The following is a 25,836-nucleotide window of genomic DNA, read 5'->3' on the forward strand; positions in this document are numbered from 1 at the left end:
CCGAGGTTCACACCTCGTCGCGCTCCTCAGCGCCGCCGGCCGCGGCTTGGATGTCGCATCCGACGCCGACCACAACCGTGTCGCCGGCAAGGCCGGTTCGCGCCTTCAAAGGGCTCGCGGACCGATCGCGCGAGTCTAGCGCAAGTGAAATCTTTCACACACCCCCTTGGCCGAGCCACGGAATTCGTGCTGAGATGCCGCCACCACTCATAGCTCGATGGCGTGCTCGGGGAGGGCAACGTGGCGCATACCGCCATGTCTGGTAACGGAACGACCGCCGGTGACGATCCCCTCCAGACCGCGGTATGGCGGCTGCGCTCACGCGCCTGCTGGGCCGACGCGGCGGCCCTGCTGGAGCCCGGCACCGCGGACGCCGCGCTGCAACGGGCCGCGTTGCTGGTCGAACGGTGTCTGTACACCGAGCAGGGCTGGGAGGAGGCCGAGGACGCTCTGCGTACGGCCGAGGCGCTGGCCCACACCGACGAGGAGCGCGGCGCGGCCGCTTGTGAACGCGGGTACTTGGCGTATGCCGCGACGCTGCTGGGGGTGCGGGACCGGGCCGACGAGGCGCGTGCCGCGCTCGGGCGGACGGCGGCGCTGATTCCGCCGGGGGCGGCCGGGCGGGCGTTGCTGGACTTCCGGCGGGGGCTGGTGGCGCAGAACCTCGCCGACGCGCCCCAGGCGGCGCGGGCCGCGTTCCGCCGCGCCCATGCGGGGGCGACCGCGCACGGCGATCTCCTGCTGCTGTCCTTCACCTGGCGGCATCTGGCGGGACTCGCGCTGCGGGAGGGGGAGTTGGCGGAGGCGCGGCACGGTTTTGCCGAGTCTCTGCGGATCCGTGAGGAGCTGGGGTATCTCGTGGGTACGGCGCCGGCGCTGGTGTCCCTTGCCGACGCGGAGGTGGAGCCTGAGGCGTCGCGGCTGCGGGAGGAGGCCCGGCGGCTGTTCCAGTTGCTCGGGGGTGTCCCGACGTGGCTGGCGCGGCAGTTGGCGCCGCCCGCGGCGGGGGCGGCCACCGCGTGAGAGCCGCCGCAGCCGAGGGGCCACTCAGAGGAACCTGAGAGGTTGCTGTGCCAGGGTGGCGCGCCCGACCCCCTGGAGGAGCGCCCGATGAGCCTCGTCAACGGCTTGCCCGCACATGTCCTGCTGGTCCATTTCGTCGTGGTCCTGGTACCGCTGACCGCCCTGGCCCTGGTCGTGTGCGCCGTGTGGCCGCCCGCCGCCCGCCGCATGGGCCTCGTATTGCCGGTGCTGGCCCTGGTCACCCTGGCGAGCGTGCCGCTGACCACGGGGGCCGGCGAGTGGCTGGAGAAGCACGTGGGCAGCAACGCCCTCGTACGGCGGCACGCGGAACTCGGCGACGGGCTGCTCCCCTGGGCCCTGGGCCTGTTCGTCCTGGCGGCGGCGGTGTGGTGGACGACCCGCCGGCCACGGTCGCAGCAGGACGGCGCCCGTTCCGGCTCCGTCATCCGGATCGCGGCCGCCGTCCTGTCCGTCGCGGTGGCGGCGGGCGCCGTCGTCGACGTCTACCGCATCGGCGACTCCGGCGCGAAGGCCGCCTGGCAGGACGGCTACTCGAAGACGGCGACCGGCTCGGCCGAGGGCAACGGCTGACCCCGGTCGGCGCCCTGACGGGCCGTGCGGGGGTTCCGGTCGGCGGGGCCCCCTCCACGGATCATGCGTCCCGCACCGCTCGGGACGCCCCCGCGAAGTGTTCCCCCACCAGTGCCCGCACCACGTCGAGATCCCGTGCGATCAGCGCGTCCAGCAGGGTGGTGTGTTCGGTCGCGTCCGCCAGGAGTGCGGCGTGGCTCCGGGAGGACGGGCTGCCGACCAGGGGCCACTGGGCCCGGCGGTGGAGGTCGTCGGCGATCTGGACGAGTTGTTCGTTGCCGGAGAGGGCGAACAGGGCGCGGTGGAAGGTGCGGTCGGACTCGGCGTAGGTCGCGCGGCAGCCGGAGGACGCGGCGCGCAGGGTCGCCTCGGCGAGGGGGCGCAGTGCGCTCCAGCGCTCGGCGGGCACCGTGCGGGCCAGGCGGAGCATCACGGGGATCTCGATCAGTGCACGGACCTCGGCCAGCTCGGCCAGTTCACGGGCGCCCCGCTCGACCACCCGGAAGCCACGGTTGGGGACGACCTCGACCGCGCCCTCCAGGGCGAGCTGCTGCATGGCCTCACGCACCGGCGTCGCGGAGACCCCGAACCGCTCCCCCAGCGCGGGCGCCGAGTACACCTCGCCCGGCGTCAGCTCGCCCGCGACCAGCGCGGTGCGCAGCGCGTCGAGGATCTGCCCGCGCACGGAGGCCCGCTGGACCAGGCGGGGCCGGGGAATCGGCGCTTCACTGTGCGTGTGCTCGCCCCGCGTGGCCCCCTCGGCGACGGCCCGCTCCCGGTCCACGTCCTCGGCCCTGGGCTGCGGCGGAACCCGGGGCACCCCTCCGGTCCGGGCCACCGGAACCCCCGTGTCCGCGGAGCCATGGGCGCTCTGCTGCACGGGTCCTCCTCCGGACGTGTCGGTACTTGGGGTCATTACGGCGGGTTGTTACTCGTCCGTCAAGCACCTTAGGCGCAGTTGTCATCAGTTCAAATCCCATTCAGTTTAGGTAAGGATAGGCTTACCTTGTTAGGCGTCATGTTTCCGTCACGAATCGGTGGTCCCCGCATGCCTGCGCCCCGCTCGGCCCTCAGTGACGCCTACGCCCGCCTGAACAGGGTCTTCCCCGGGCCGGCCGTCATGGAGACGGCCGCCGGGGAGCAGGTCCCGACAGGCGGCGGATGGATCCGTGCCGCCTCGCTCGCGGAGGGCGGAGTCGGTCTCGACACATTTCTGGCACGGGACGACGCACAGGTGCTGCGCGACTACGGAGTGCGCGCCCGGCCGGACGTCGTCGCCGGCTTCGGGCTGCATCGGTACGCGTGGCCGGCCTGTCTGCTGATCACCGTGCCGTGGTTCCTGCTGCGCCGGGTGCCCCGTCTGCCCGTGGACCACGTCTCGTTCGACCGGAGCGACCCGGAGCTCTCGATCGGCCGCATGGCCGTGCGCCCCGCCGGCTTCGCCTGTCTGCCCGGCGATCCGGCCGCCGCACTGCCCGGCGCACGCGTCGTCGCCGACGAGGAGGCGCTGCGGGAAGAGGTGCGGACCTCGGTGGCCGACCATCTCGAACCCGTGCTCGCCGCGTTCGGGCCCCGGATGCGGCGGCGCGGGCGGGCCCTGTGGGGCATGGCCACCGACGAGGTCGTGGAGGGGCTCTGGTACGTCGCCCAGCTGCTCGGCGAGGAGCAGCGGGCCGTGCGCGAGCTGGAGGCGCTGCTGCCGGGGGCCACCAAGCCGTACGCGGGATCCGCTGCCTTCCGGGAACTCGCCGGCCCGGACGGGGAGCCGCTGCCCACCCGGGACCGGATCAGCTGCTGCATGTTCTACACCGTGCGCCCCGAGGACACCTGCGCCACCTGCCCGCGCACCTGTGACGCCGACCGGTTGGGCAAGCTGTCGGCCGCCGCCGCCAGTTGAGGCACCCTCAGGCGCACCGGCCGCCGGCCGTCCCGTAAGATCGGCGCGAACAAGGCGCCCGCCCGGTTACAGTCAATTCACAACTTCCTCACTTGCCGCAGGAACTTTCCGAGGAACCATCCGTACGGGTAGTCTTATTCGAACTCAACTCCCGCCCCTCAAGCGGCAGTTCGAGCAGAACGCCGCCCTGGGCATCCCCTTGCACTTCCTTGGCGGCCTCTTGCCCCGAAACCCCCTGAGGGCCGGTGGGATTGGGCCACTATGGCGGGCGTTACGCCCTATCCCAATGCAAGGGACCCCAGATGAGACTGACCGACATATCGCTGGACTGGCTGCTTCCGGGCGCCGTACTGCTCCTGGGCATGCTGGCGGCGGTGGCGGTGCTCGCGCGCAGCAAGCGCTCCGGGGAGCACGCGAAGACGGACGATTCGTGGGAGCGCAGCGAGGAGCGCCGCCGGCGCAAGGAGGCCATATATGGCACCGCCTCCTATGTCCTGCTGTTCTGCTGTGCGGCGGTCGCCGCCGCCCTCTCCTTCCACGGCCTGGTCGGCTTCGGCCAGCAGAACCTCGGCCTGACCAACGGCTGGGAATACCTGGTGCCGTTCGGCCTGGACGGTGCGGCCATGTTCTGCTCCGTGCTCGCGGTCCGCGAGGCCAGCCACGGTGACGCGGCCCTCGGCTCCCGGATACTCGTGTGGACGTTCGCGGGCGCCGCGGCCTGGTTCAACTGGGTGCACGCGCCCCGGGGCATCGGTCACGACGGTGCGCCCCAGTTCTTCTCCGGCATGTCCCTGTCTGCGGCCGTCCTCTTCGACCGCGCCCTGAAGCAGACCCGCCGGGCCGCGCTGCGCGAGCAGGGCCTGGTGCCGCGCCCGCTGCCGCAGATCCGTATCGTCCGCTGGCTGCGGGCCCCCCGCGAGACCTACAAGGCCTGGTCGCTGATGCTCCTGGAGGGCGTGCGCAGCCTGGACGAGGCGGTCGACGAGGTGCGCGAGGACAAGCGGCAGAAGGAGGAGAACCGGCTGCGGCGCCGCGAGGCGGACCGCCTGGAGCGCGCCCAGCTCAAGGCCATCAGCCGGGGCCACCGCGGGTTCATCGGCCGCGGCGGCGGACGCCAGGTGGAGCCCCAGGCCCTGGAGCGAGCCTCCGCCTCGGTCTCCGCGGAGCCTGCCATATCCAGCGCGGAACCGCTGCCCGTACGCTCACGGCCGTCCCTGCAGCCCGTCCGCAAGGCCGGTTCTGAACCGGTGACCGTCGACCTCACCGCGGAGGACGACACAATGGCCCTGCCGCGCCTCGACTCCCTGGAGCGCAAGCTCAAGGACCTCGAGCAGCAGTTCGGCTAGAACGGCCTGCACGGGAAGGGGGCGTGACCTTCGGGTCACGCCCCCTTCCCGTGTCATGTCGCTCCGGCGTCGAGTTCGAACCACACCGCCTTCCCCACCCCGTGCGCTCGTACCCCCCACGCGTCCGCGAGGGACTGCACCAGGACCAGGCCTCTGCCGTGCGTGCCGTCGTCGGCGTTCGGTACGCGCAGTCTGGGCCTGCGACCCACGAAGTCCCTCACCTCCACCCGCAGTCCGCGGGGCCCGACGGTGGCGGTCAGCACCGCGTCGTGGTCGGTGTGGACGAGTGCGTTGGTGACGAGTTCGCTGGTGAGCAGTTCCGCTATCTCCGAGCGACCGGGCCTGCCCCACTGCCGTAACAGCTCGCGCAGTGCCCGGCGTGCCTCGGGCACCGCCTTCAGGTCCGCCCGGCCCAGTCTCTGCCGCAGCTTCCGTGTCTGGGACGACTGCGCCTCGTCCGCGTCGCCGTCGGTCTTTTCCTCCGTCTTCGCCGAGAAGGCCCCGATCGCCATGGGACCGCCCCCTCGTGCCTGCCTCTTCATGACCCCCGCCCGCGTGCCGATGTCGGTTCCCCTCCTTGTCGAACACGTTCACGGGATCCATGCCCCTCTGGGCACGCGGCAGTCATGTCGAATACTCAACGACCAGGTGTTCGGCCACGGATGCTGCAGTTCCGGCCGGATGGAGGGAACCTTCTGGAACGAGGCACCACAGCCGTCCGAGCGCCGAGGGAGCCGCCGTGCACGACGACCGAACGCTGGTGGAGGCGCGCCTGGAGCGCGCCATGGGACAGTTCGTGCGGCCCGCGCAGTACGCGGAGCGCGTGCCGCTGGTGCTGTCCGTGTGGCATGTGCCCGGCGAACCGGTGCCGGTGGACCAGGCGCTGCAGGCCGACTACGAGACCTTCACAACCGGAACGGCCTGGGGAAAGCCCTGGTCGACGAGTTGGTTCCGGTTGACGGGCCGGGTCCCCGAGGAGTGGGCCGGGCGCCGCGTGGAGGCGGTGATCGACCCCGGGTTCACCGGCGACGGCCCCGGTTTCCAGGCCGAGGGACTGCTCTACGACGCCGCGGGCGTCCCCCTGAAGGGCATTCACCCGCGCAACCGTCACCTCGCCGTCGGCTCCCCCGCGAGCGGAGGCGAACCGGTGCATCTGCTTCTGGAGGCGGCCGCCAATCCGGCCGTGCTGCACGGCTTCGCGCCTACCCACCTGGGAGACGTCCTGACCGCCGGGGACCGGCCCGTCTACCGATTCCGCTCTGCCGACCTCGCCGTACTCGACGAGGCCGTGTGGCAGTTGGTGCTGGACGTCGAGGTGCTTTCGGAACTGATGCACGAACTGCCGATGGACCGGCCCCGGCGGCACGAGATCCTGCGCGCCCTGGAGGACATGCTCGACGCCCTCGACCTGCACGACGTCTCCGGCACGGCGGCCGCCGCCCGTGCCGCGCTGACGGACGTCCTGTCCCGCCCGGCCTCGGCGAGCGCGCACCGGATCTCCGCGACCGGGCACGCCCATATCGACTCCGCCTGGCTGTGGCCGCTGCGCGAGACCGTCCGCAAGGCCTCGCGCACCTTCGCCAATGTCACCGCGCTCGCCGCCGACTACCCCGAGCTGGTGTTCTCCTGCTCGCAGGCCCAGCAGTACGCCTGGGTGAAGGAGCACCAGCCGCACATCTGGGAGCGGATCAAGAAGGCGGTGGCGGACGGCAACTGGGCGCCCGTCGGTTCGATGTGGGTGGAGTCGGACGCCAACATGCCCGGCGGTGAGACGCTGGCACGGCAGATCGTGCACGGAAAGCGGTTCTTCGCCGAAGAACTGGGCGTGGAGACGGAGGAGATCTGGCTGCCGGACTCCTTCGGCTACACCGCGGCCTTTCCGCAGCTCGCGAAACTGGCCGGAATCCGATGGTTCCTCACACAGAAACTCAGCTGGAACCAGTCGAACAGAATGCCCCATCACACCTTCTGGTGGGAGGGCATCGACGGCACCCGTGTCTTCACACACTTCCCGCCCGTCGACACCTACAACTCGCAGTTCCACGGCCGCGAACTCGCCCACGCGGAACGCAACTTCGCCGAGAAGGGGCGCGCCACCCGCTCCCTGGTCCCCTTCGGATGGGGCGACGGGGGCGGCGGCCCGACCCGCGAGATGCTGGAGAAGGCCCGGCGGCTGCGCTCCCTGGAGGGCTCACCGCGGGTCGAGGTCGAGAAGCCGGCGGCCTTCTTCACCGCGGCCGAGGAGGAGTACGGACCGCAGGCGCCCGTATGGTCGGGCGAGCTGTACCTGGAGCTGCACCGGGCCACCTACACCACCCAGGCGAAGACCAAACAGGGCAACCGGCGCTCGGAACACGCCCTGCGCGAGGCCGAGCTGTGGTGCGCCACGGCAGCCGTACGCAGTCCGGCGTACGCCTACCCGTACGACGCCCTGGACCGGCTGTGGAAGACGGTGCTGCTGCACCAGTTCCACGACATCCTGCCGGGGTCGTCGATCGCCTGGGTGCACCGGGAGGCACGGGACACGTATGCGCGGGTCCTGGCGGAGGTGGAGGAGCTCACTGCGGCGGCCGTGGAGGCGCTGGGGACGGGCGGGCCCGTGGTGCTCAACGCGTCGCCGTACGAGCGGACCGAGGTCGCCGGGGGTGTGCTGGTGACCGCGCCGGGACTGGGCAGTGCGCCGGTCGTGGGCGTGGCGGGCGAGGTCGTCCGGGCCGAGGAGGACGACGGCACGTACGTACTGGAGAACTCCCGGCTGCGGGTCACCGTGGACGCGCGGGGACTGCTCTCCTCGGTACGCGATCTCACCGCCGGCCGCGAGGTGCTGTGCGGTCCCGGCAACCTCCTCCAGCTGCACCCCGACCATCCCAACGCCTGGGACGCCTGGGACATCGACCGGCACTACCGGCGCCGGCACACGGACCTGACGGACGCCGAGTCCGTGGAGCTGGTGGAGGACGGGCCGCTGACGGCGGCGGTGCGGGTGACGCGGACGTTCGGGAAGTCACGCGTCACCCAGGAGATCCGCCTCGCGGCCGGTGCCCGGCGCCTCGACATCGTCACGGACGTCGACTGGCAGGAGTCCGAGAAGGTGCTGAAGGCCGCCTTCCCGCTCGACGTGCACGCCGAACGCTCCACGGCGGAGATCCAGTTCGGGCACGTCCACCGCCCCACCCACACCAACACGTCCTGGGACGCGGCCCGTTTCGAGATCTGCGCGCACCGCTGGCTCAGGGTCGCGGAGGAGGGCTACGGCGTGGCGGTCCTCAACGACTCGACGTACGGCCACGACGTGACGCGCACCCCGCACGAGGGCGGCCTCGGCACGACCGTCCGTCTGACGCTGCTGCGCGCCCCGCACAGCCCGGACCCGGAGACCGACCTGGGCACGCACCGCTTCACCTATGCGCTGCTGCCGGGCGCGGACGTCGGGGACGCGGTCGCGGAAGGACTCGCGCTGAACCTGCCGCTGCGGGTGGCGCAGGCGCCGGTCGTGGAGCCGCTGGTCCGCGTCGACCACCCCGCCGTGACCGTCGAGTCGGTGAAGCTCGCGGAGGACCGCAGCGGGGATTTGGTGGTACGGCTGTACGAGTCCCGGGGAGGGCGGGCGCGGGCCACGCTGACGCCCGGCTTCCCGGTGGGCCGGGCCGAGGTGACGGACCTGCTGGAACGGCCGCAGCACGAAAGCGACTTGAGCTTCGAGCTGCGGCCGTTCCAGATCCTCACACTGCGGCTGCGACCGGAGTGACTACTTGGCCGCTGCGCCCTTCTCCCCGATGTGGAAGATCTCGCGGCTGTCGCGGGCCATGTCCACCACCAGCTTGCTGGTGGAGTTCCGGCTCCAGGTGAGGGTGACGACGGCCTCCGTGCGGTTCGCCGTGCTGCCGTTGTCGGTGACCTTCCAGGCGAGCGGGACGTTCTGGGCGCGCAGGACACCGTCGGCGTGCTCCCTGTCCTCCCAGGCCGCCAGTTCCTTCTGGAAGGCGGGGGTCAGGTAGTGGGCGCGCAGCGCGTCGCCGAGGTTGCCGCTGTCCTCGTCGGTGACCGCGTCGATGTAGGCGCCGTAGAAGTCGGCGATACGGCTGATGTTGTCGGACGGCTTGCCGCTGACGCTGTGCGCGGCGCCGGCGGAGGCCTGGGCGGTGGCGCCGAGGCCGAGGGCGACGGCGAGAAGGCCGGCGGTCAGGACGGTGCGGGTCTTGCTGCTCATGTTCGGTTCCCCGTTTCGAGTGGTTGAGTGATCGAGTCGCGTGGTCGGGTCGTGCCGTGGGCCGCCCTCCCGACCCCCGAGGCGAGAGGGCGGCCCTGGTCGTGCGGTCAGTGGAGCTTGTTCACGGCCGCGGTGGTCGTCTTCTTGAAGGCCTTCACGGGGGCGCCCCTGAAGTCGCCCAGCTGCGCCCAGTTCACGACCGTGACGGTGCGGCCGTCCCGGCCGACCGACAGGAGGCGGACGTCGCTCGCGCCCCCGGAGGTCTCGGTGTGGACGCCGTAGACGTGGGCGCCCTCCTCGACGGCCAGCTTCCCGTAGTCCTTGCCGGTGGCCTCGGTGTCCGGGTCCTGCTGCTCGATCCGGGCCGCGCAGGACTTCATGTCCTTGTTCAGCCACGAGGTCAGCTCCTTGGCCGCTCGGGTGTCGGGCAGGACGACGGTGATCTGCCGGGCGTTCGTGTCGAGGTCGGTGCGGAAGTCGCGGTGCCAGGCGGACTCGTGGCCCGGCAGCGCCCGCAGGCAGGTGTCCCCGTCCGTGTCCTCCGGCACGCCGGCGGTGACCTTGCCGGCCGTCCAGGACGAGCTCGGGTGCGGCGGCAGGTCGGCCGCCGCGAGGAAGCCGGGTGCCTTGGGAGCGGCGGCTGCCGGTCCGGCGAGCGCCGCGGTCAGACCCGTGACGGCGATGGCGAGGAGCGCGCCTGCTCGGGTGCGCTTGGGCATGGGTGTCCCCCGTGAATGAGTGCATGGGTGTCGGATGTCGCCCGACGCCGATGGGGCGGTCCGGCCCTGGTCGGTGCGACACCAAGAGCATCGGCGGTCACGGCGGCCCGGCGCAACGACTGCCGCCCTTTCGGCGACGGTGGAACCATCCCAGCCCATCTGACGTGCAGGTATATGAGTGCCTGGGATACGGGATGCGGTGGATGACGGGGGAACAGTGGAGACTCGGGACGACGTCGAGGCGTTCGCGGCGCTGTTACGGCAGCTGAAGGACCGCACGGACCGGAGTTACGGCTCCCTGGCACGGCGCGTCAACATGAACACCTCCACGCTGCACCGGTACTGCGCGGGCGAGGCGGTACCGCAGGACTTCGCGCCCGTGGAACGGCTCGCGTCCTTCTGCGAGGCGACACCGGAGGAGCGGCTCGAACTGCACCGGCTGTGGCTGCTCGCGGTGGCGGCGCGCCAGCGGGTGCGTACGAACGGTTCGGCGCAGGGGCCGGTTCCGGCGGCGGATGCGGACCCCGCCGGGAGCAGCGGCCCGGCGCAGGCCCTGGACCCGCCCGAGCCGAGCGAGCCCGCTCCCGCTCACCGCCCCTGGTACCGCCGCCGGCGGGTCCTCGCCTCGACCGCCGTCGCCTGCGCCCTGCTCGCCACTCTGGGCAGCCTGTCCGCGTTGTCGGACGACCGCGGCTCCTCGGACACGGCCGCGTCCCCCTCCGGACGGCCCGGCACGACGGCCGCGGCGGCACCGCACCGCTCGTCGAAGCCGTCCGCGAGCCCCTCCCCCGGCAGCACATCGCCCTCACCGCACTCCCAGGACAAGGACGAGGACAAGGGCAGGGACAAGGGCAAGGGCAAGGACTCCGGCTCGACCGCCCCGGCCAACGGCACCGGCACCGGGCAGAGCACTGTCGGCACGCCCCTGACCTGGAGCGCCAACTCCCAGATCTGGCAGGGCGGCTGCGGCCACGACTACGTCATCGACAAGGCACCGACCGAGGTCCCCCCACCGCCGTTGCCGCAGGACGCCGCGGCCTGGGCGGCGACGCAGGGCGCGGTGCACGGGCGGCAGACGATGGTGCAGATCTCCGTGCAGGGACGGTCTTCCACCGCTGTGGTCCTGGAGGCGCTGCGGGTCCGGATCGCAGGCCGGGCGGACCCGGTCCACGGAAACGCCTACTCGACAGAGCAGGGCTGCGGCGGCGGGCTGACCCCCCGCTCCTTCGACGTGAACCTCGACATCGACCGCCCCATCGCCCACTCGGTCGCCGGCAACGACGGCGGCCGGACCCTCCCCGCCGTGCAGTTCCCCTACCGGGTCTCGGCCCAGGACCCGGAGGTCCTGCTGGTCACCGCCACGACCGAGACGTACGACTGCAACTGGTACCTGGAACTCGACTGGTCCTCCCAGGGCCGCACCGGCACGATCCGCATCGACGACCACGGGCGCCCGTTCCGCACCAGCGGCATCAAGGGACTGCCCCACTACGGGTACGGCACCAACGGCCACGGCGTGCGCCAGTGGGTCCCGTACGGAAGCTGACGCGCCCGCCGCTGGTTGCGCCGGGCGCTCACGCCTCCCAAACGGCGGCGGCCGTACGGTCGTCCGCATACCCCTTCACCCTGACCTGGGTGTCGGCGAGGAACGCGGCGAGGCCGGGTGGGGTGGGACCGGACCACCGGGTCGTCAGATACCGGCACAGATCGGGTTCGCCGCGCAACGGCTCCGCGAGGCCGCCGGAGCACATCAGCAGCGTGTCCCCCGGGCGGGCGACGGAGGCGCGGAAGCGGAAGGGTTCGCGGGGCGGCTCGGGTGCGGGTTCGTAGGGGCTCGGCGGGGTCGGGATCCCCAGGTCCATGGTGAGCCGGTCGCCCTCGGGGGTCTCGGCGGGCAGCGACCCGAAGCCGACTACGGGCTCTCCCGTGACCTCGCCGACCCGCGGCTCGATGTCCTGCCAGTCGCCGTCGCGCAGCCGGAACAGTCCGCCGGCGCCCACGCCGAAGAAGACGCGCGTACGGCACTCGGGGTCGGCGGGCAGGAGCAGACAGCGCAGGGTGGCCGCGTACTCCTCGGGCTCGATGCCCTGCTCGGCGGCGCTGGCGCGGAGTTTGCCGAGGCTGCGGTCGGTGAGGCGGTGCAGGCCCGACTTGAGGTCGCCGCGCCGGGCGGCCCTTATGTCCTCCGCGAGCCGGGCGTGACTGCGGCCGACGGCCCGGCCGATCCAGTGGCAGGCCTCGGCGGCCGCCCGGTGGGCGCCGGGGGTGGCGCGGGCGCCGGTGGCCATCGCCACCAGGACCAGTGCGTGCTCTCCGGTGCCGAAGCGGGCCGTGAGCAGGGAGTCGCGGCGCGGCTCGCCCCGGTAGCGGGCGGAGTCGCCGCGGACGGAGACGGCACGGAGGGTGCAGGCGCCGTAGCGGGCGCCGTCCAGCACGGTGTCCGCGACCAGGTCGTCGAGGTCGTCGGGGTCGGCGGGCGGGAGCGCGGTGGGCTCGGCGTCGTAGGTGGGCGGGCCCGAGCCGACGTAGTCGACGGAGGCCGGGGGGAGGGTGGGGAGGTCCAGGTGGGTGGCCGTGCGGAGGGGGACGGCGTCGGCCACGGGGGCCGGCGCCGAAGGGGATGCGGCCCGCTGCGGGACGGGGTTCCCGGCGGCGGCGCGATGGCGTGCGGTGTGCGGCAGAGTGCCGTCGGGGATCTGCGGCGGAGGGCTGTCCGCGGCCGCCGGGGCGGCGGCGGGCGAGCCGTCCCGGGCGGGGTCCGGGTCCGGGGACGGTTGCGCCGGCGCCTCGGGGGGCATGCGCGACTCGGGCACCGTCGTGACGGGTGTCTCCGTGGAGGTACGGCCGCCGGGCGGGGGCGGCGGGTCCCAGGGTGCCCTCCGCTGGGCCGACCCCTCGTCCACGGCCTCCGCCTCGGCACCCACGGCCCCGGCCACCGAGGCGAACCGGTCGTCCAGGGTGTCGGGCGCGGGTGCGGGACCCGTGTCCTCGGTGGAGTCGTCGTACAGCTGCCCCCACCAGTCGTCCTCATGACCGGTGGGACTTCCCCCCTGCTGGCTCATGCCCCTAATTGTCCACCGCATGGGCGGTATGAAAACGGGGCATCAGGAAAAACCGGCACCGCACAACGCGTCCGGCACCCGTCTAGAGTGAGCCGTCGAACGGCGGTGCGGAAAGAGGGGCCGGTGTGACCCAGGTCCGGACCGCTGACCTGCGTCTCCTCCGTCCCTCCGGCACTCTGGTGAGATGGGAGTGTGGGACCTCCTGCTGGTCGGACTGGTCCTCCTGCTCGGCCTGTGCGGAGTGCTGGTGCCCGGGGTGCCGGGCTCGTGGCTCGTGTGGGCCGCGGTCCTGTGGTGGGCGCTGAAGGCCACACAGCCGGTGTCCTGGTGGATCCTGGTGGGCGCGACCCTCGCGATGTTCCTCTCCCAGGTGGTGCGCTGGGCACTGCCCCCGAGGCGGCTGCGCGCGAGCGGCGCCACCCCCCGGATGGGGGTGTACGCGGGGGCGGGCGCGTTCCTGGGCTTCCTCCTCATCCCCGTGCTGGGCACGATCCCCGGCTTCATGGGCGGCATCTACCTGTACGAACGCCGCCGGCTCGGCCGGCACCGCGAGGCGAAGGCGGCGCTGCGCACCGTGATGCGCTCGGGCGGCTCCAGTGTGCTGGCGGAGCTGTTCACCTGTCTGCTGATCGCGGGAGCCTGGCTGGGCGCCGTGATCTGGGGCTGACGTAGGGCCACGGGCCTAGGCCGAGGATCCGATGTGCGGAGCGGGCCGGGCGTGTTTCCCTGCTCCCATGACCGAATTCAGCGAGGCGGAACGCGCGTACCTGAAGTCGCAGCGCCTGGGGCGGCTGGCCACCGTAGACCCGCAGGGACAGCCGCAGGCCAACCCGGTGGGCTTCTTCCCCCAGGACGACGGCACCATCCTGATCGGCGGATACGCCCTGGGCCGCACCAAGAAGTGGCGCAACCTCCGGCAGAACCCCAAGGTGGCCCTGGTCGTCGACGACATCGTGAGCCTGCGCCCGTGGAAGGTACGAGGCGTGGACATCCGGGGCGAGGCGGAACTCCTCACCGGTCCCCACGAGTTGGGCCCGCACTTCAGTGAGGAACTGATCCGCATCCACCCGCGACGGATCCACAGCTGGGGCCTGGAGGACTAGCCGGCGGGAGGGGTCGACGGCGGCCGGAGGACGCCTTCCAGCGTCAGTAGCCGCACCTTCCGCTCGAGGCCGCCCGCGTATCCGGTCAGCGAACCGTCCGCTCCGATCACCCGGTGGCACGGCCGGACGATCAGCAGCGGGTTGGCGCCGATCGCGCCGCCCACGGCCCGTACGGCAACCCGTGGGGCGCCGATCCGGGCGGCGATCTCGCCGTAGGTGGCGGTCGCCCCGTAGGGAACGCTGTCGAGAGCGGCCCACACCCGTTCCCTGAACTCGCTCCCGGCGGTGCTGAACTCCAGCCGGAACTCCTTCAGTTCACCGGCGAAATAGGCCGCCAACTGCTCCTCGGCGGCGCGGAAGGGTGCGGGCTCGCGCCGCCAACCGGCCTGCACCGCACGGCCGTTCTTCTGTCCGGGCACGGACACGGAGGTCAGAGCACCGGCCGTATCGGCGGTGAGGAGGAGGGGCCCGACGGGACTGTCGAAGCGGCTCCAGAGAACACTCATCAGGATCGGTCCCACTCTCTCGCTGCACGAAGGTGTTGCAGGGCGTACGAGCGCCAGGGGCGCCAGCTGTCGGGAACGTCCGGGCCGGGCGGGGCGACGTCGGGATCGCCGAGCGCCCGGGTGCGGATCACGGCGACCGTGCCGGGGTCCATGCCGGGCACGGCGAGCAGCGCGGCCTCGGCCTGGTCGCGGTCGGCGCCCGGATCCAGGCGTACGGCGCCGTCGGCGAGGGCGGCGGTGAGCGCGCCCAGGAGGCCCTCCGGTTCGGCCTCCGCGAGGACGGCGGGCTCGGGGAACAGACGGGTGAGACTGCCGGACGGTGCGTCGAGCACCTTCCCGTACTCCCGCACGAGCCGCCCGGCCTCCGCCCGCCCCACCAGCGCGCGCACCGCCAGTTCCTCGGGATCGGCGGCCCCCGGAGATCGCAGCCCCGGCCGTGCGGCGACCAGCGGTGCCAGCCGCTCGTCACCGCCGAGCCGCTCGTCCACGGCGTACGGATCGGCGTCGAGGTCGAAGAGCCGCCGAAGCCGCCCCACGGCGGTGGTCAGATCGCGGGGGTCGCTGAGATGCAGCCGCGCGTCCAGCCAGCCACCGGGATGGGCACCGGACACGGACCTGGCCGCCCCCGGCCGCTCGTCGACGGCGACGATGCCGGTACCGTGCGGAAGCCGGAGGGTACGCCGGTAGGTCCGCCGGCCACGCTCCCCGCCGACCTCCTCCACCCCCTCCACGGCCTCGTCCGCCAGCAGATCGAAGACGGCACCGGCCTGATACGGCCCCCGGTGGGCCAGCCGCAGCGGAATCCCCCCGGTCGGGGCGGCCGCGCGCCGGCCGGCCCTCGGGGCGGCCGCACGCAGCTCGCTCGGCGTCGACGCGTACACGTCCCGGATCGTGTCATTGAACTGCCGCACACTGGCGAACCCGGACGCGAAGGCGATCTCCGTGATCGGCAGCTCGGTCGTCTGCACCAGGACGCGCGCGGTGTGTGCCCGCTGGGCCCGGGCGAGAGCGACGGGCCCGGCCCCGAGCTCACCGGTGAGCTGCCGCTGCACCTGCCGAGCGCTGTACCCGAGCCGGGCCGCCAGCCCGGTGACCCCCTCCCGGTCGACGACCCCGTCCCCGATGAGCCGCATGGCCCGCCCCACCACATCCGCCCGTACATTCCACTCGGCCGACCCCGGCACGGCATCCGGCCGGCACCGCCGGCAGGCCCGGAACCCCGAGCCCTGCGCGGCGGCGGCCGTCGCGAAGAACCGGACGTTACGCCGCTTCGGCGTCACGGCGGGGCAACTGGGCCGGCAGTAGATCCCGGTCGTCCGGACAGCGAAGAAGAACTCCCCGTCGAACCGGGCATCCCGACTCCGCACGGCTTCGTACCTGCTGTCTTCGTCCATCACGCCATCCAGTCTCCGCCGGACCCGACTCGTGGGCTAGCGGAAATCGGACGTGGAGTACCAGCCCGTCCGGCGTTTGAGGACGAGGCCGTTCAGGCCGAAAGCGGGGGCCTGGGGGCGGCAGCCCCCAGACGGCACCTCCACCCCCGGCACCCCTACCGCCGCCCCCGCTTCAGCTCCATCGCCGCCCGCCCCGCAGCACCCTTCCGTTTCCAATCCCGCCGAAGCTCCGCACGGAGCCGCGCATCGGTCTTGGCCACGATCCACTGGTTCTCCCGAATCAGCTTGCGGTAGCTCTCCAGCCGCCGATGCGACAACTCCCCGCTCTCGACAGCCTCCCGCACCGCGCACCCCGGCTCCGCATCATGCGCGCAGTCGTGGAAGCGGCACCGCTCGGCCAGTTCCTCGATCTCGGAGAAGACCTGTCCGACCCCGCTCTCGGCGTCCCAGAGGCCGACGCCCCTGAGCCCCGGTGTGTCGATGAGGACACCTCCGCCGGGCAGGGCGAGCAGGTTGCGGGTGGTCGTCGTATGACGCCCCTTGCCGTCGACGTCCCGCGCGGCCTGCACCTCCATCACGTTCTCGCCCAGGAGGGCGTTCGCGAGGGTGGACTTGCCCGCACCGGACTGCCCGAGCAGCACGGACGTACCGCCGGAGACCAGGCCCACGAGAGCGTCGAGCCCGTCCCCCTCCACGGCACTGACCGTCAGCACGGTCACGCCGGGCGCCGACAGCTCGACGTCCTGGACGAGATGCGCACGCGTCACGGCGTCCGGCACCAGGTCGGCCTTGGTGAGCACGACCAGCGGCTGCGCGCCCGACTCCCAGGCCAGGGCCAGGAAGCGTTCGATGCGCCCGAGGTCGAGTTCGACGGCAAGGGAGACGGCGACGATCGCGTGGTCGACGTTGGCGGCGAGGATCTGCCCCTCGGACCGCTTGGAGGAGGTGGAGCGCACGAAGGCGGTACGGCGCGGCAGATACGTCCGTACGTAGCGGGGGTTGCCGCCGGGTTCGACGGCGACCCAGTCGCCGGTGCACACGACCCGCATCGGGTCGTGCGGGGTGACGAACGCGGTGTCGGCCCGCAGGACGCCGTCGGCGGTGACGACGTCGCACTGGCCGCGGTCGACCCGGATCACACGTCCGGGCAGGAGCCCCTCGGGCTCGTGGGGGGCGAACGCGTCCGCCCATGCCTCGTCCCAGCCGTAGGGAGCGAGCGCGGAGAAAACAGCACCGGAAGCGGAACTGAAAGCAGAGCTGGAAGTCAAGGGTGACCCTTCACAAGGGTGGCCCCGGCGAAAGGAGTTGAGGTCAGCCGAAGGCCACGGAGGTGGACTTGATGATCTGGATGCGGGCAGCACTCGTCGCAAAGACAGCCATCGGTCAACACCTCCCGGTTCCACGCTCGTTCGGCAGCGGCGGCCACCGGCCACCGCTCCATGCCCGCTCACCATAGAGCCGTACGACCGCCGGGCGCCACGGAATATTCGGGGAGCCGCTCCACAGCCCCCGCACCCGCTCAGAGGCCCGGTCCCGCAAAAGGCCCGGGCACCTCCCCCGACCCCCGCCTGATCAGCTCCGTCGGCATGACGAGGGTGCGGGGCGGTGAGTCGTCGCCCTGGATGCGGGCGAACAACAGGTGCGCGGCCGTGGTGGCGAGCGCGACGGGGTCCTGGGCGATGACGGTGACGGGTGGCGACAGCCGCTCAGCCAGCGGGAAGTCGTCGAAGGCGACGAAGGCGATCCGGGGCGGCAGGACCGTCAGCGCGCCGAGGGCGAGGTTCTCGTTGTCGGCGAGGAGGGCGGTGGGCGGCTCGCCGCCGGCGAGGAGGGCCATGACGGCCTCGGCGGCGGACGGCGCCGAGCGCAGACCGTGGCGGACGAGCCCGGGATCGGCACCGATGCCCGCCGCCCGAAGTGCCGCCCGATAGCCCCGGTGGCGCTCGCCGTTGGTCCAGATGTCCTGCCGGCCCCCGAGGTAGCCGATACGGCGGTGGCCGTGCGCGATCAGGTGCCGTACGGCCTCCTCGACCGCGGCGCGGTTGTCCACCACCACGGTGTCCGCCTCCAGCCCGGGTGCGGCCCGGTCCACGCACACGATCTTGGTGCCCTGCTCCTGGGCGGGCCGCAGGAAACGGTGGCTGCCCGCGGCCGGCGTGAGGATGAGACCGTCGACGCGGCGCGCGGTGAAGGCGGCGACGACCTCGCGCTCCCGGCGCGGGTCGGCGCGGCTGGAGCCGATCAGCACCACGCTGCCGCGCCGGCGGGCGACGTCCTCGGCGGCGGAGGCCACGGCGGCCATGAAGGGATCGGCAACGTTGTCCACCAACAGGCCTATCGTCCGGCTGGGTTGGTCCGCGCGGCGCAGCTGGCGCGCCAGCTCGTCGCGCTGGTAGCCCAGTTTGCGGACGGCGGCCTCGACTCTCGCGGCGGTCCGAGGTGCCACGCTCCCCGCGCCGTTGACCACCCGGGACACCGTCATCGCGCTGACGCCCGCCTCGGCGGCGACGTCCTTCATCGTGGGGCGGCCGACCACGCCGCAGTCCTCCTCGGCAGTCGGGCGGGCAGCTCCCGGGCCGCTGTGCAACCTCTTGAGAACGGGTCACACACGACCCTTGACGCCCACCCACGGGGCTCCCAGAATCGACGAACTGTTAACGATACCAACGCGAAGGCACAACATGGCCTCTGCAAGGGAACCACTTCTCGCGGCACACGGTGTGGTCAAGCGTTTCGGTCACGTCCAGGCGCTGCAGGGCGCCGACTTCACGGCGTACGCGGGCGAGGTCGTCGCCCTGATCGGCGACAACGGCGCAGGAAAGTCGACTCTGGTGAACGTCCTGTCGGGGGTGCTCGCACCCGACGAGGGCGAAGTGCGGGTGGAGGGGCGGGCGGTCCGGTTCGGCGGGCCGATGGACGCCCAGCGGCACGGACTTGAGACCGTCTACCAGGATCTGTCGCTCGCGCCGGATCTGGACGCGGCGGCCAATCTGTATCTGGGCAGGGAAGTTGTGCGCGGCGGGCTGCTCGGCCGCCTGGGCGTGCTCGACCGGCCCGCGATGCGACGGGAGGCGGTCAAGGCGTTCGCCGAGCTGGGCGTCGAACTGAAAGATGTGACGGCTCCTGTGACAACGTTGTCCGGCGGTCAACGGCAGTCGGTGGCCGTGGCGCGTGCGGTCGCGTTCGCGAACAAGGTCATCTTCATGGACGAGCCGACGGCCGCGCTGGGGGTCGTGCAGCGCGCCCGGGTCCTGGACACCGTGCGCAGGGTCGCCGACCGGGGCATCTGTGTCGTGCTGATCAGTCACAACATGCCGGAGGTGCTGTCGGTCTCGGACCGGGTGGAGGTGCTGCGGCTCGGGCGCCGGGTCGCCTCGTTCACCGCGGCGGACACCACGATCGAGGAGCTCGTCGGGGCCATGACCGGGTCGCTGGACGAACCGGGCCGGCGGAACGGGTCCTTGAGGAAAGCGGAGGACGGGCGATGACCGCCGACAGCAAGGAAGTCCGGCCGGCCGCGGCACAGCAGCAGGCCCCGCCCGACTCGGCGGGTGGGCACCGGACCGTACCCGACTGGCTGCGCCGGGCGGCCGGCATCAGCGAGCTGTGGACCTTCGTGATCCTCGTGGTGCTGGTCCTGTTCTTCACCATCGCCGCGCCGGGCAAGTTCTTCACGCAGTACGACCTCACACAGATCGCCGTGAACGCGGCCATCTATCTGGTGCTGGGCGTCGGCATGACGTTCGTGATCATCACGGCGGGCATCGATCTGTCGATCGGTTCGGTGCTGGTGCTGTCCGCGGTGGCCGCGGGCGAGTACAACATCCACCACGGCGGGCCGGACGCCGGCTGGGGCACGGTCGCGCTCTGTGTGGTCATCGCCCTTGCGGTGGGCGCCGGTTGGGGTGTGCTCCAGGGTGCGGTGGTGGCGACCGGGAAGGTTCCGCCGCTGATCGTGACGCTCGGCGGTCTGGGTGCCGCGCTGGGGATCGCCGAACTCGCCACCGGAGGCCAGGACCCGGCGGGTGCGGCGGCCACGCATCTGCAGAACAGCCTCGGTTTCGGCAAGGTGCTCGGCATTCCCTGGCTGGTGGTCCTGGCCGCGGTGGTCACGGCCGTGTTCGGTCTGGTGCTGGGCGCGACCCGGTTCGGCACGCACACCTTGGCCATCGGCTCCAATCCGACTGCCGTACGGCGGGCGGGAATCGGCGTCGGCCGGCATCTGGTGATGGTGTACGGGCTGATGGGCCTGCTGGCCGGGCTCGGCGCGGTGATGTGGCTGGCCTCGTACGGCACCACGTCGATCGCCGGGCACTCCACCGACAACCTGAAGGTGATCACCGCCGTGGTGCTGGGCGGCACCAGCCTCTTCGGCGGGCGCGGCTCGGTGCTGGGCACCGTGATCGGTGTCTTCATCCCGGCCGTGCTCACCACCGGACTGATCGTCATCGGCGTTCAGCAGTACTGGCAGGACGTCGCGGTGGGCGTGGTGCTCGTCGCGGCCGTCTACGTCGACCAGATGCGCAGGAAGACCCGAGAGCAAGCTTAAGGAGATGTCTCGATGTTGAGCATTCGCAGCAGGCGCAGCGCACTGGTCGCCGCGGGCACCGTACTGGCCCTCACCGGGGCCGCCGCGTGCAGTTCGTCCAGCGGTGGCGGGTCGGGGTCGTCGGGCGGGGCCGCGCACAAGAAGGTGCGGCTGATCACCGGAGTGAAGAGCGACCCCTTCTACATCACCATGACCTGCGCGGCGAAGACGGAGGCGAAGGCCAAGGGCATGGACTTCGGCACGGACGGTTCCGCGCAGTGGGACGTGTCGGTGCAGCGCCCGCTGCTGGACTCGGTGGCGGCCTCCCGGCCGGACGGGCTGATGATCTCGCCGGTGGACACCAGCGCGCTCACGCCGTCGCTGAAGCAGATCCAGTCGGCGGGCACCAAGGTCGCGCTGGTCGACACCACGGTCACCGACGACTCGATCGGCATCACCCGTATCTCGTCCGACAACGAGAAGGGGGGCCGGGTCGCCGCCGACGCGCTCGCCAAGCTGATGGGCGAGAAGGGCTCGGCGATCGTGATCAGCGTCAAGCCCGGTGTCTCCACGACGGACGCCCGGATCAAGGGTTTCACCGAGGAGATGAAGAAGTACCCCAAGATCAAGATGCTGCCCACGCTCTACGACAACGACCTGCCGGCCACGGCCGCCTCGCAGATCCAGTCGACGCTGGCGGCCCATCCCGACCTGGGCGGTGTCTTCGCGGGCAACACCAACACCGGCCAGGGCATCGCCACCGGCCTCAAGCAGGCCGGCAAGCAGGGCAAGGTGAAGGTCGCCGCCTTCGACGCCGAACCCGACGAGGTCGCCTCGCTCAAGGCGGGCACGCTGCAGGTCCTGGTCGCCCAGGACCCGGCGGCGATCGGCCGGGAGGCCGTCGACCAACTGGCGGCCGCCTTCGAGGGCAAGAGCGTCCAGAAGTCGATCGGCACCAACATGGTCGCCATCACGAAGGCGAACATGAACGACCCGTCGGTCAGCAAGTACTTCTACAAGTCGGGCTGCTGACCGGCCGGCGCCGAAGGACCGGGTGAACCTTGCCGAGTTCACCCGGTCGCGGCGCCTGGCTCGGGCTGTACGAGATCAACTCTTCGCGCAGGCCAGCCCGTTGAGCGTGAAGTCGTACGGCGGGGAGTTCTTGCCCTGCCAGGAGCCCAGGAAGCCGAAGGTGATCTTGCCGCCGGCAGGGACGGCCTTGTTGTAGTCGGCGGCGGTCGCGGTGACCCGGGAGCCGTTCTGGGCGACGCTCGCGTCCCACATCTGGCCGACCTTCTGGCCGTCCCGGAAGGACCAGGCGACGCGCCAGGTGTCGAGGGCTTCGACGGTGGTGACGGTGACCGTGGCCTGGAAGCCGTCGGTCCACTGGCTGTCCAGGTGGTAGGCGACCTTGCAGGTGGCGGACGCGCTCTTGCCCGGATCCGGTGCGCTGCTCTGCGTGGTGGCGGAGGTGCCCTGGGGTTCCGGGTCGGAGTTCTTGCCCCCCTCGGGTTTCGTCGGGGTGTCGGAGGGGGTCGGGGAGGCGCTCTTCGGCGTCGGTGTGGCCGACGGCAGGGACGGGCGCGGGGCCGCCACCGGGCTGCTGTCGGTCGGGGCGTCACTGCTCGCGGCCTCGTTGTCGCGGGAGCCGAACGGCATCATCGACGTGGCCAGCGCCAGCAGCGACACCATGACGGCGGCCACGAGCAGCCCGCCCCGTATGACGCGGGCTCGGTCGGCACCGCTCTTCGCTGCGCCGCTCTGCCCCTCTCCCGCCTCCGGTCGCCCGACACCGAGGCGCACCTCGGCGGCCCGGCGGCGGCGCTCCAGATAGGCGAGACCGCCCCAGCCGATCACACCGCCGGCGAGGGCGGCGGGCAGCCCACCGCCCTGCGGGCGCAGACAGGAGGCGGCCTCCGCGCAGTCCACGCAGGTGGCGAGGTGCCGCGAGAGGTCCGGCGGGATGTCGGCGGCGGGCGACCTGGTGATCGCGTCGAGCAGCCGCGCATAGCTGCGGCACCGCGCGTCCATCGGCGTGTCGAGGTGGTTGCGGTGGCAGCGGTCCCTGAACAGGCCCCGCACCTGGTCGAGTTCCTCGCCCACGAGGGCCGGGTCGAGGCCGAGCCGGCGGGCCACCGCGGACCGCGGCAACGACTCCACCTCGGTCAGCCACAGCAGCGCCGCATCCGCCTCCTGGAGGTCGCGCAGTCCGCGCAGGGCGATCGGGCGGCGCAGCGGGGGGCCGGTGTAGCGGGCGGCCTTCTCCGAGTTGAGCCACAGGCGCAGGTCGGGGTCGAGGTCCTGGCCCTGCCCGCCGGCCTCCCAGGCCGCAGCCGTGGTGCGTACGGCGGTCAGCAACAGGGGGATCACGGGGAGCCGGGGCGAGCGGCGGCCGTTGCTCGGTGAGCTTGCGGTCTCGGCGGCGCGGACCTCGCGGATACCGAGGGCGAACGCCTCCGTGGCCAGCTGAGTGGCCGCACTGGCGCCGGCCGTGCAGAGATCGGCGTAGGAAAGCACCGCGTCCCAGCACTCGGAGAACAGCGCGGCCTCGGCGGCGTCCTTCGGGGTCGGCAGGTCGGGCATGAGTCTCCTGCATCCACAAGCGAGGTCAACTCACCATTTCGGCGAAGGAGTTGGGGGGAACCTCGCGGCAGGACAGGAGCCTTTCACGTTTTCGACACAACTGACAAGCGCTGTGTTCAGTTGTCCGCACAGAACCTGTGAACCGGCCGGGAGACACAACTCCGGCCTCTTGTACGGACGGGGACCCGTTCTGACTCAAAGTCCCCGTCCGTCGCTCACACCTCTGCCGCCTCCTGCGCCGGAAGGCTGTCCATGAACGAGCTGACGGAGAAGACCGCGCGGCCGGGTCCGGGCGGGCCGTATCCGGGCGGGGAGGAGAGACCGAAGTCGTCCATCGTCCGGCGATAGGCCTGCAGCAGCCGGATGTGGTACTCCAGCGGGGCGCCGTGCGGGTTGGCCTTGCCGAGCGGGGTGGTGGGCTCGGGGCACCAGGTGGTGAAGCGGGGCGTGATGCCGTGCGACATGAAGAAGCGCAGGCCCTCGGTGGTGGACTCGATGGCCTCGTCGACCGTCTTGAACCCGAAGGGCTCGGCCATCTCCACGCCGGCCACGAAGTTGGGGATGACGTTGCGGGCGCCGAAGATCTCCGCCGAGTCGAGGATGCGCCTGTGCCACTCGTCGCGGCCGACGTAGCGCTCCTTGCCCGGGCAGTACATCTTGAACAGGTACTCGTCCCACACCTCGTAGTTGGGGTGGTAGATCTGCACGCCGTAGTCCTTGAACCGCTGCACGTCGTCCTTGGGCAGCGCCTGGGCGACGACCTTGCCGATCCAGCGTCCGGGGAAGCGCTCCTCGATGGCCTTCGCGTAGTGCCCGTAGAAGTCGGCCTCGTCGCGCCCGGCGACCGTCTTGGTGATGGCACCGCCGGTCAGCGTGTAGGCGGTGGACGCCTTCTGGGTGTCGTACCGGTCGATGATCTCGAGCGCCTCGAGGACCTCCTCGACGTCCTTGACACCGGTGTACGGCCGCCCGGCGGCCTTGTGCTGGCGCCAGTTGTGGTTGATGTCGCAGTACTGGCACTCCTCCTTGGCACCGAAGTACTGGCAGACGCGGAAGACCGTCAGGTAGATCAGATAGCCCCACTGGATGGTCGGGGCGACCTCCATGACCGACTTCCCGTTGGAGAGGGTGTGCCGGTAGTACTCCGGCATCGGCGGCACACCGACGTCCGCGATGCGCTTGCCGTCGAGGTACAGCCCGAGCATGCCCTCGTCGTCGGCGGCGACGCGATAGGGCGAGGCCGGGTTCACGCGTACGGAGACGACGGTACGGCGCAGGTCGTACGGGCCGCCGGTGAGGATGATCTCCTCCGGGGGGCGCCTCAGTGCGGCCTCGCCCAGCTCCGGCAGGGTGCCGTGGTCGAAGGAGAAGATGAAGTACGACTTCGGCTTGACCTCACCGGACTCGTTGTCGCTGAGCGCGGACGGGTCGAAGGCCACGCCTCCACGCAGCAGGTCCTCTTTGAAGACGGCTTCCCGCGGTACCTGCGGGAACCGCTCCATCAGATCCTCGACCAGTGCGGTACGGCTGCCCATCCCGACTCTCCTTCCGGCTCAGGCGTTCGACTCCTCACGGTATGCCCCCGCGTGCGCGTCAGGGGTGCCGGGTCCCCCCGCGGCGCGCGATGTGTCCTGGTACGGGGGTGTCCGGCGGCAGCAGGGGGTCGGGCACGGGGGCGCCCCAGGCCGAGGTCAGCGGCAGGGTTCCGGCCCACAGGCCCAGTTCCGCGTCGGGTCCGTCGCCGTCGTCGGGGCCGCGGACAAGCGACGAGCAAGCGTGGTACCTCCCGCGGAGCGCCAGGCGCTCACGCTTCCCGCTCCAGCGCCCCCGGATCGACCGGATGGGCCGGCTCCTCGCCCGTCAGCAGACGTGCGGCCTCCTCCGCGACCGTCATGCCGAGACGGGACAGCTCGTTGCCCTGCGAGCCCGCGAGGTGCGGGGTGACGAAGGCGCCGGGGAGGTCGTAGAGGGGAGAGTCCGCGGGGAGCGGCTCTGGGTCGGTGACGTCGAGGACGGCGTTCAGCCGGCCGGTGCGGACCTCGTCGACCAGGGCCTCGTGGTCGACCAGACCGCCGCGCGCGGTGTTGACGAGGGTCGCCCCGTCCGGCATCAGGGCGAGCTGCCGGCGGCCGATCAGGTGGTGGGTCTCCGGCGTCGCGGGCGCGTGGATCGTGACGATGTCCGACGTGCGCAGAAGGTCGTCCAACGGCAGGAGCCGCACGCCGAGTTCGGCCGCCCGCGGCTCGGTGACATACGGATCGCTGAGGCTCACCCGCAGGTCGAAGGGTGCCAGCAATTCGATGACGCGCCGGCCGATCCGGGAAGCTCCGATCACGCCGACACGGCGGCCGTGGTTGCCGATGCCCGGGACGACGCCCCAGCCGGGATGGGCCCGTGTGGTGCGCAGGCGTTCCCGGGCGCCCAGGATGTCCTTCCCGGCGAGCAGGATCATCGCGAGCGTGTACTCGGCGACCGGCAGCGCATTGGCCGCGGCGGCCGAGGAGACCGCGATGCCGCGCCGCCAGACCTCGGGAGTGGTGAAACCCTTGACCGAGCCCGCCGAGTGCAGGATCGCGCGCAGTTTCGGGGCCGCGTCGAGGACGGCCGCGTCCAGGCGGGGGCAGCCCCAGCCGGTGACCAGGATCTCGGTGCGTGCGAGCACCTCCCGGACGGCGGGCTCGGCGAAGTCCTCCGCGATCAGACCCGGATCGATGTCCACCGCCTCGCGCAGTCGCCCAAGCACCTCTGCGGGGAAGACGAGCGGCAGGTTCTCGGCGGTCATGGCGAACAGAGCCTGGGGACGCTCGGGCAAGGGGGTGGCCCTCCGGCTTCGGCGAGGAAGTTGTAGAAAACGCTCTCACGGTAGGTCGCGGC

General features: G+C 71.9%; 23 protein-coding genes and 1 pseudogene. 11 read left to right on the forward strand and 13 right to left on the reverse strand.

Annotation, left to right across the window (positions count from 1 at the left end):
• Positions 1 to 240: 240 nt before the first annotated feature.
• Complete coding sequence (locus ABT254_RS11905) at positions 241 to 1,023, forward strand: hypothetical protein (RefSeq protein WP_351467257.1); 783 nt, start codon at positions 241 to 243, stop codon at positions 1,021 to 1,023.
• An 87-nt stretch (positions 1,024 to 1,110) separates the two neighbouring features.
• Positions 1,111 to 1,614, forward strand: coding sequence for a DUF2231 domain-containing protein (locus ABT254_RS11910; protein WP_351467260.1), 504 nt, complete (start codon positions 1,111 to 1,113; stop codon positions 1,612 to 1,614).
• Positions 1,615 to 1,675: 61 nt separating this feature from the next.
• Here the strand turns inward: ABT254_RS11910 and ABT254_RS11915 are convergent, their stop codons facing one another.
• Entirely contained in the window at positions 1,676 to 2,494 is an 819-nt protein-coding gene (locus ABT254_RS11915) for a GntR family transcriptional regulator (RefSeq protein WP_351467263.1), read from the reverse strand.
• Positions 2,495 to 2,662: 168 nt separating this feature from the next.
• Here ABT254_RS11915 and ABT254_RS11920 point away from each other — a divergent pair, with 168 nt between their 5' ends.
• The gene (locus ABT254_RS11920) at positions 2,663 to 3,511 is read left to right on the forward strand and encodes a (2Fe-2S)-binding protein (RefSeq protein ID WP_351467266.1); all 849 of its coding nucleotides are present in this window, start codon (positions 2,663 to 2,665) and stop codon (positions 3,509 to 3,511) included.
• A gap of 302 nt (positions 3,512 to 3,813) precedes the next feature.
• On the forward strand, positions 3,814 to 4,857 hold the full coding sequence (locus tag ABT254_RS11925; RefSeq protein ID WP_099932109.1) for a DUF2637 domain-containing protein: 1,044 nt from the start codon (positions 3,814 to 3,816) through the stop codon (positions 4,855 to 4,857).
• A gap of 53 nt (positions 4,858 to 4,910) precedes the next feature.
• On the opposite strand, the gene ABT254_RS11930 is transcribed toward ABT254_RS11925, so the two are convergent.
• Positions 4,911 to 5,369: an ATP-binding protein gene (locus tag ABT254_RS11930; protein WP_351467269.1), complete on the reverse strand. Its 459-nt coding sequence runs from the start codon at positions 5,367 to 5,369 to the stop codon at positions 4,911 to 4,913.
• A 227-nt stretch (positions 5,370 to 5,596) separates the two neighbouring features.
• Here ABT254_RS11930 and ABT254_RS11935 point away from each other — a divergent pair, with 227 nt between their 5' ends.
• The gene (locus ABT254_RS11935) at positions 5,597 to 8,605 is read left to right on the forward strand and encodes an alpha-mannosidase (protein WP_351467272.1); all 3,009 of its coding nucleotides are present in this window, start codon (positions 5,597 to 5,599) and stop codon (positions 8,603 to 8,605) included.
• Here the strand turns inward: ABT254_RS11935 and ABT254_RS11940 are convergent, their stop codons facing one another.
• The gene (locus ABT254_RS11940) at positions 8,606 to 9,067 is read right to left on the reverse strand and encodes a hypothetical protein (RefSeq protein WP_351467274.1); all 462 of its coding nucleotides are present in this window, start codon (positions 9,065 to 9,067) and stop codon (positions 8,606 to 8,608) included. It lies immediately after the preceding gene.
• Positions 9,068 to 9,174: 107 nt separating this feature from the next.
• The gene (locus tag ABT254_RS11945) at positions 9,175 to 9,786 is read right to left on the reverse strand and encodes a hypothetical protein (RefSeq protein WP_351467277.1); all 612 of its coding nucleotides are present in this window, start codon (positions 9,784 to 9,786) and stop codon (positions 9,175 to 9,177) included.
• Between the two features lie 217 nt (positions 9,787 to 10,003).
• Here ABT254_RS11945 and ABT254_RS11950 point away from each other — a divergent pair, with 217 nt between their 5' ends.
• The gene (locus tag ABT254_RS11950; protein WP_351467280.1) at positions 10,004 to 11,332 is read left to right on the forward strand and encodes a helix-turn-helix domain-containing protein; all 1,329 of its coding nucleotides are present in this window, start codon (positions 10,004 to 10,006) and stop codon (positions 11,330 to 11,332) included.
• Positions 11,333 to 11,360: 28 nt separating this feature from the next.
• Here ABT254_RS11950 and ABT254_RS11955 read toward each other — a convergent pair whose 3' ends face one another.
• Positions 11,361 to 12,848 (reverse strand): PP2C family serine/threonine-protein phosphatase, encoded by a 1,488-nt coding sequence (locus ABT254_RS11955; RefSeq protein WP_351467283.1) that lies wholly within the window; start codon positions 12,846 to 12,848, stop codon positions 11,361 to 11,363.
• 184 nt (positions 12,849 to 13,032) lie between these two features.
• Between ABT254_RS11955 and ABT254_RS11960 the strand changes: the two genes are divergently transcribed.
• Positions 13,033 to 13,515: a DUF456 domain-containing protein gene (locus ABT254_RS11960; RefSeq protein WP_351467285.1), complete on the forward strand. Its 483-nt coding sequence runs from the start codon at positions 13,033 to 13,035 to the stop codon at positions 13,513 to 13,515.
• A 67-nt stretch (positions 13,516 to 13,582) separates the two neighbouring features.
• On the forward strand, positions 13,583 to 13,951 hold the full coding sequence (locus tag ABT254_RS11965; protein WP_351467288.1) for a PPOX class F420-dependent oxidoreductase: 369 nt from the start codon (positions 13,583 to 13,585) through the stop codon (positions 13,949 to 13,951).
• On the opposite strand, the gene ABT254_RS11970 is transcribed toward ABT254_RS11965, so the two are convergent.
• From ABT254_RS11970 to ABT254_RS11985, 4 genes are all read right to left on the reverse strand, one after another.
• Positions 13,948 to 14,457: a methylated-DNA--[protein]-cysteine S-methyltransferase gene (locus ABT254_RS11970; protein ID WP_351467291.1), complete on the reverse strand. Its 510-nt coding sequence runs from the start codon at positions 14,455 to 14,457 to the stop codon at positions 13,948 to 13,950. The two genes, ABT254_RS11965 and ABT254_RS11970, sit on opposite strands and share 4 nt — an antisense overlap.
• Complete coding sequence (locus tag ABT254_RS11975; RefSeq protein WP_351468060.1) at positions 14,457 to 15,851, reverse strand: DNA-3-methyladenine glycosylase 2 family protein; 1,395 nt, start codon at positions 15,849 to 15,851, stop codon at positions 14,457 to 14,459. Before ABT254_RS11975 ends, ABT254_RS11970 begins: the two co-directional genes overlap by 1 nt.
• A 155-nt stretch (positions 15,852 to 16,006) precedes the next feature.
• On the reverse strand, positions 16,007 to 17,119 hold the full coding sequence (rsgA, locus tag ABT254_RS11980; protein WP_351467294.1) for a ribosome small subunit-dependent GTPase A: 1,113 nt from the start codon (positions 17,117 to 17,119) through the stop codon (positions 16,007 to 16,009).
• A 251-nt stretch (positions 17,120 to 17,370) separates the two neighbouring features.
• Positions 17,371 to 18,387, reverse strand: a complete 1,017-nt coding sequence (locus ABT254_RS11985) for a LacI family DNA-binding transcriptional regulator (RefSeq protein WP_351467297.1) — start codon at positions 18,385 to 18,387, stop codon at positions 17,371 to 17,373.
• Positions 18,388 to 18,532: 145 nt separating this feature from the next.
• Here ABT254_RS11985 and ABT254_RS11990 point away from each other — a divergent pair, with 145 nt between their 5' ends.
• The 3 genes from ABT254_RS11990 to ABT254_RS12000 are packed head-to-tail and all read left to right on the forward strand — an operon-like array spanning position 18,533 to position 21,411.
• Positions 18,533 to 19,339 carry an ATP-binding cassette domain-containing protein gene (locus tag ABT254_RS11990; RefSeq protein WP_351467300.1) on the forward strand — a complete coding sequence of 269 codons (807 nt, stop codon included), beginning with the start codon at positions 18,533 to 18,535 and terminating at the stop codon, positions 19,337 to 19,339.
• Positions 19,336 to 20,400: an ABC transporter permease gene (locus tag ABT254_RS11995; RefSeq protein WP_351467303.1), complete on the forward strand. Its 1,065-nt coding sequence runs from the start codon at positions 19,336 to 19,338 to the stop codon at positions 20,398 to 20,400. Before ABT254_RS11990 ends, ABT254_RS11995 begins: the two co-directional genes overlap by 4 nt.
• A 12-nt stretch (positions 20,401 to 20,412) precedes the next feature.
• Positions 20,413 to 21,411 carry an ABC transporter substrate-binding protein gene (locus tag ABT254_RS12000; RefSeq protein WP_351467306.1) on the forward strand — a complete coding sequence of 333 codons (999 nt, stop codon included), beginning with the start codon at positions 20,413 to 20,415 and terminating at the stop codon, positions 21,409 to 21,411.
• A 75-nt stretch (positions 21,412 to 21,486) separates the two neighbouring features.
• On the opposite strand, the gene ABT254_RS12005 is transcribed toward ABT254_RS12000, so the two are convergent.
• The 4 genes and pseudogenes from ABT254_RS12005 to ABT254_RS12020 form a co-directional block, all read right to left on the reverse strand.
• Positions 21,487 to 22,962 carry a cellulose binding domain-containing protein gene (locus ABT254_RS12005; RefSeq protein WP_351467308.1) on the reverse strand — a complete coding sequence of 492 codons (1,476 nt, stop codon included), beginning with the start codon at positions 22,960 to 22,962 and terminating at the stop codon, positions 21,487 to 21,489.
• Positions 22,963 to 23,177: 215 nt separating this feature from the next.
• Positions 23,178 to 24,497 carry a radical SAM protein gene (locus tag ABT254_RS12010; RefSeq protein ID WP_351467311.1) on the reverse strand — a complete coding sequence of 440 codons (1,320 nt, stop codon included), beginning with the start codon at positions 24,495 to 24,497 and terminating at the stop codon, positions 23,178 to 23,180.
• 58 nt (positions 24,498 to 24,555) lie between these two features.
• A pseudogene (locus ABT254_RS12015) lies at positions 24,556 to 24,717 on the reverse strand (pyridoxamine 5'-phosphate oxidase family protein); the annotation flags it as partial.
• Between the two features lie 49 nt (positions 24,718 to 24,766).
• Complete coding sequence (locus ABT254_RS12020; protein WP_351467314.1) at positions 24,767 to 25,774, reverse strand: hydroxyacid dehydrogenase; 1,008 nt, start codon at positions 25,772 to 25,774, stop codon at positions 24,767 to 24,769.
• Between the last annotated feature and the right edge of the window lie 62 nt (positions 25,775 to 25,836).

The sequence above is a fragment of the Streptomyces sp. NPDC001137 genome (assembly GCF_040298885.1).
In the GTDB taxonomy this organism is placed as follows: domain Bacteria; phylum Actinomycetota; class Actinomycetes; order Streptomycetales; family Streptomycetaceae; genus Streptomyces.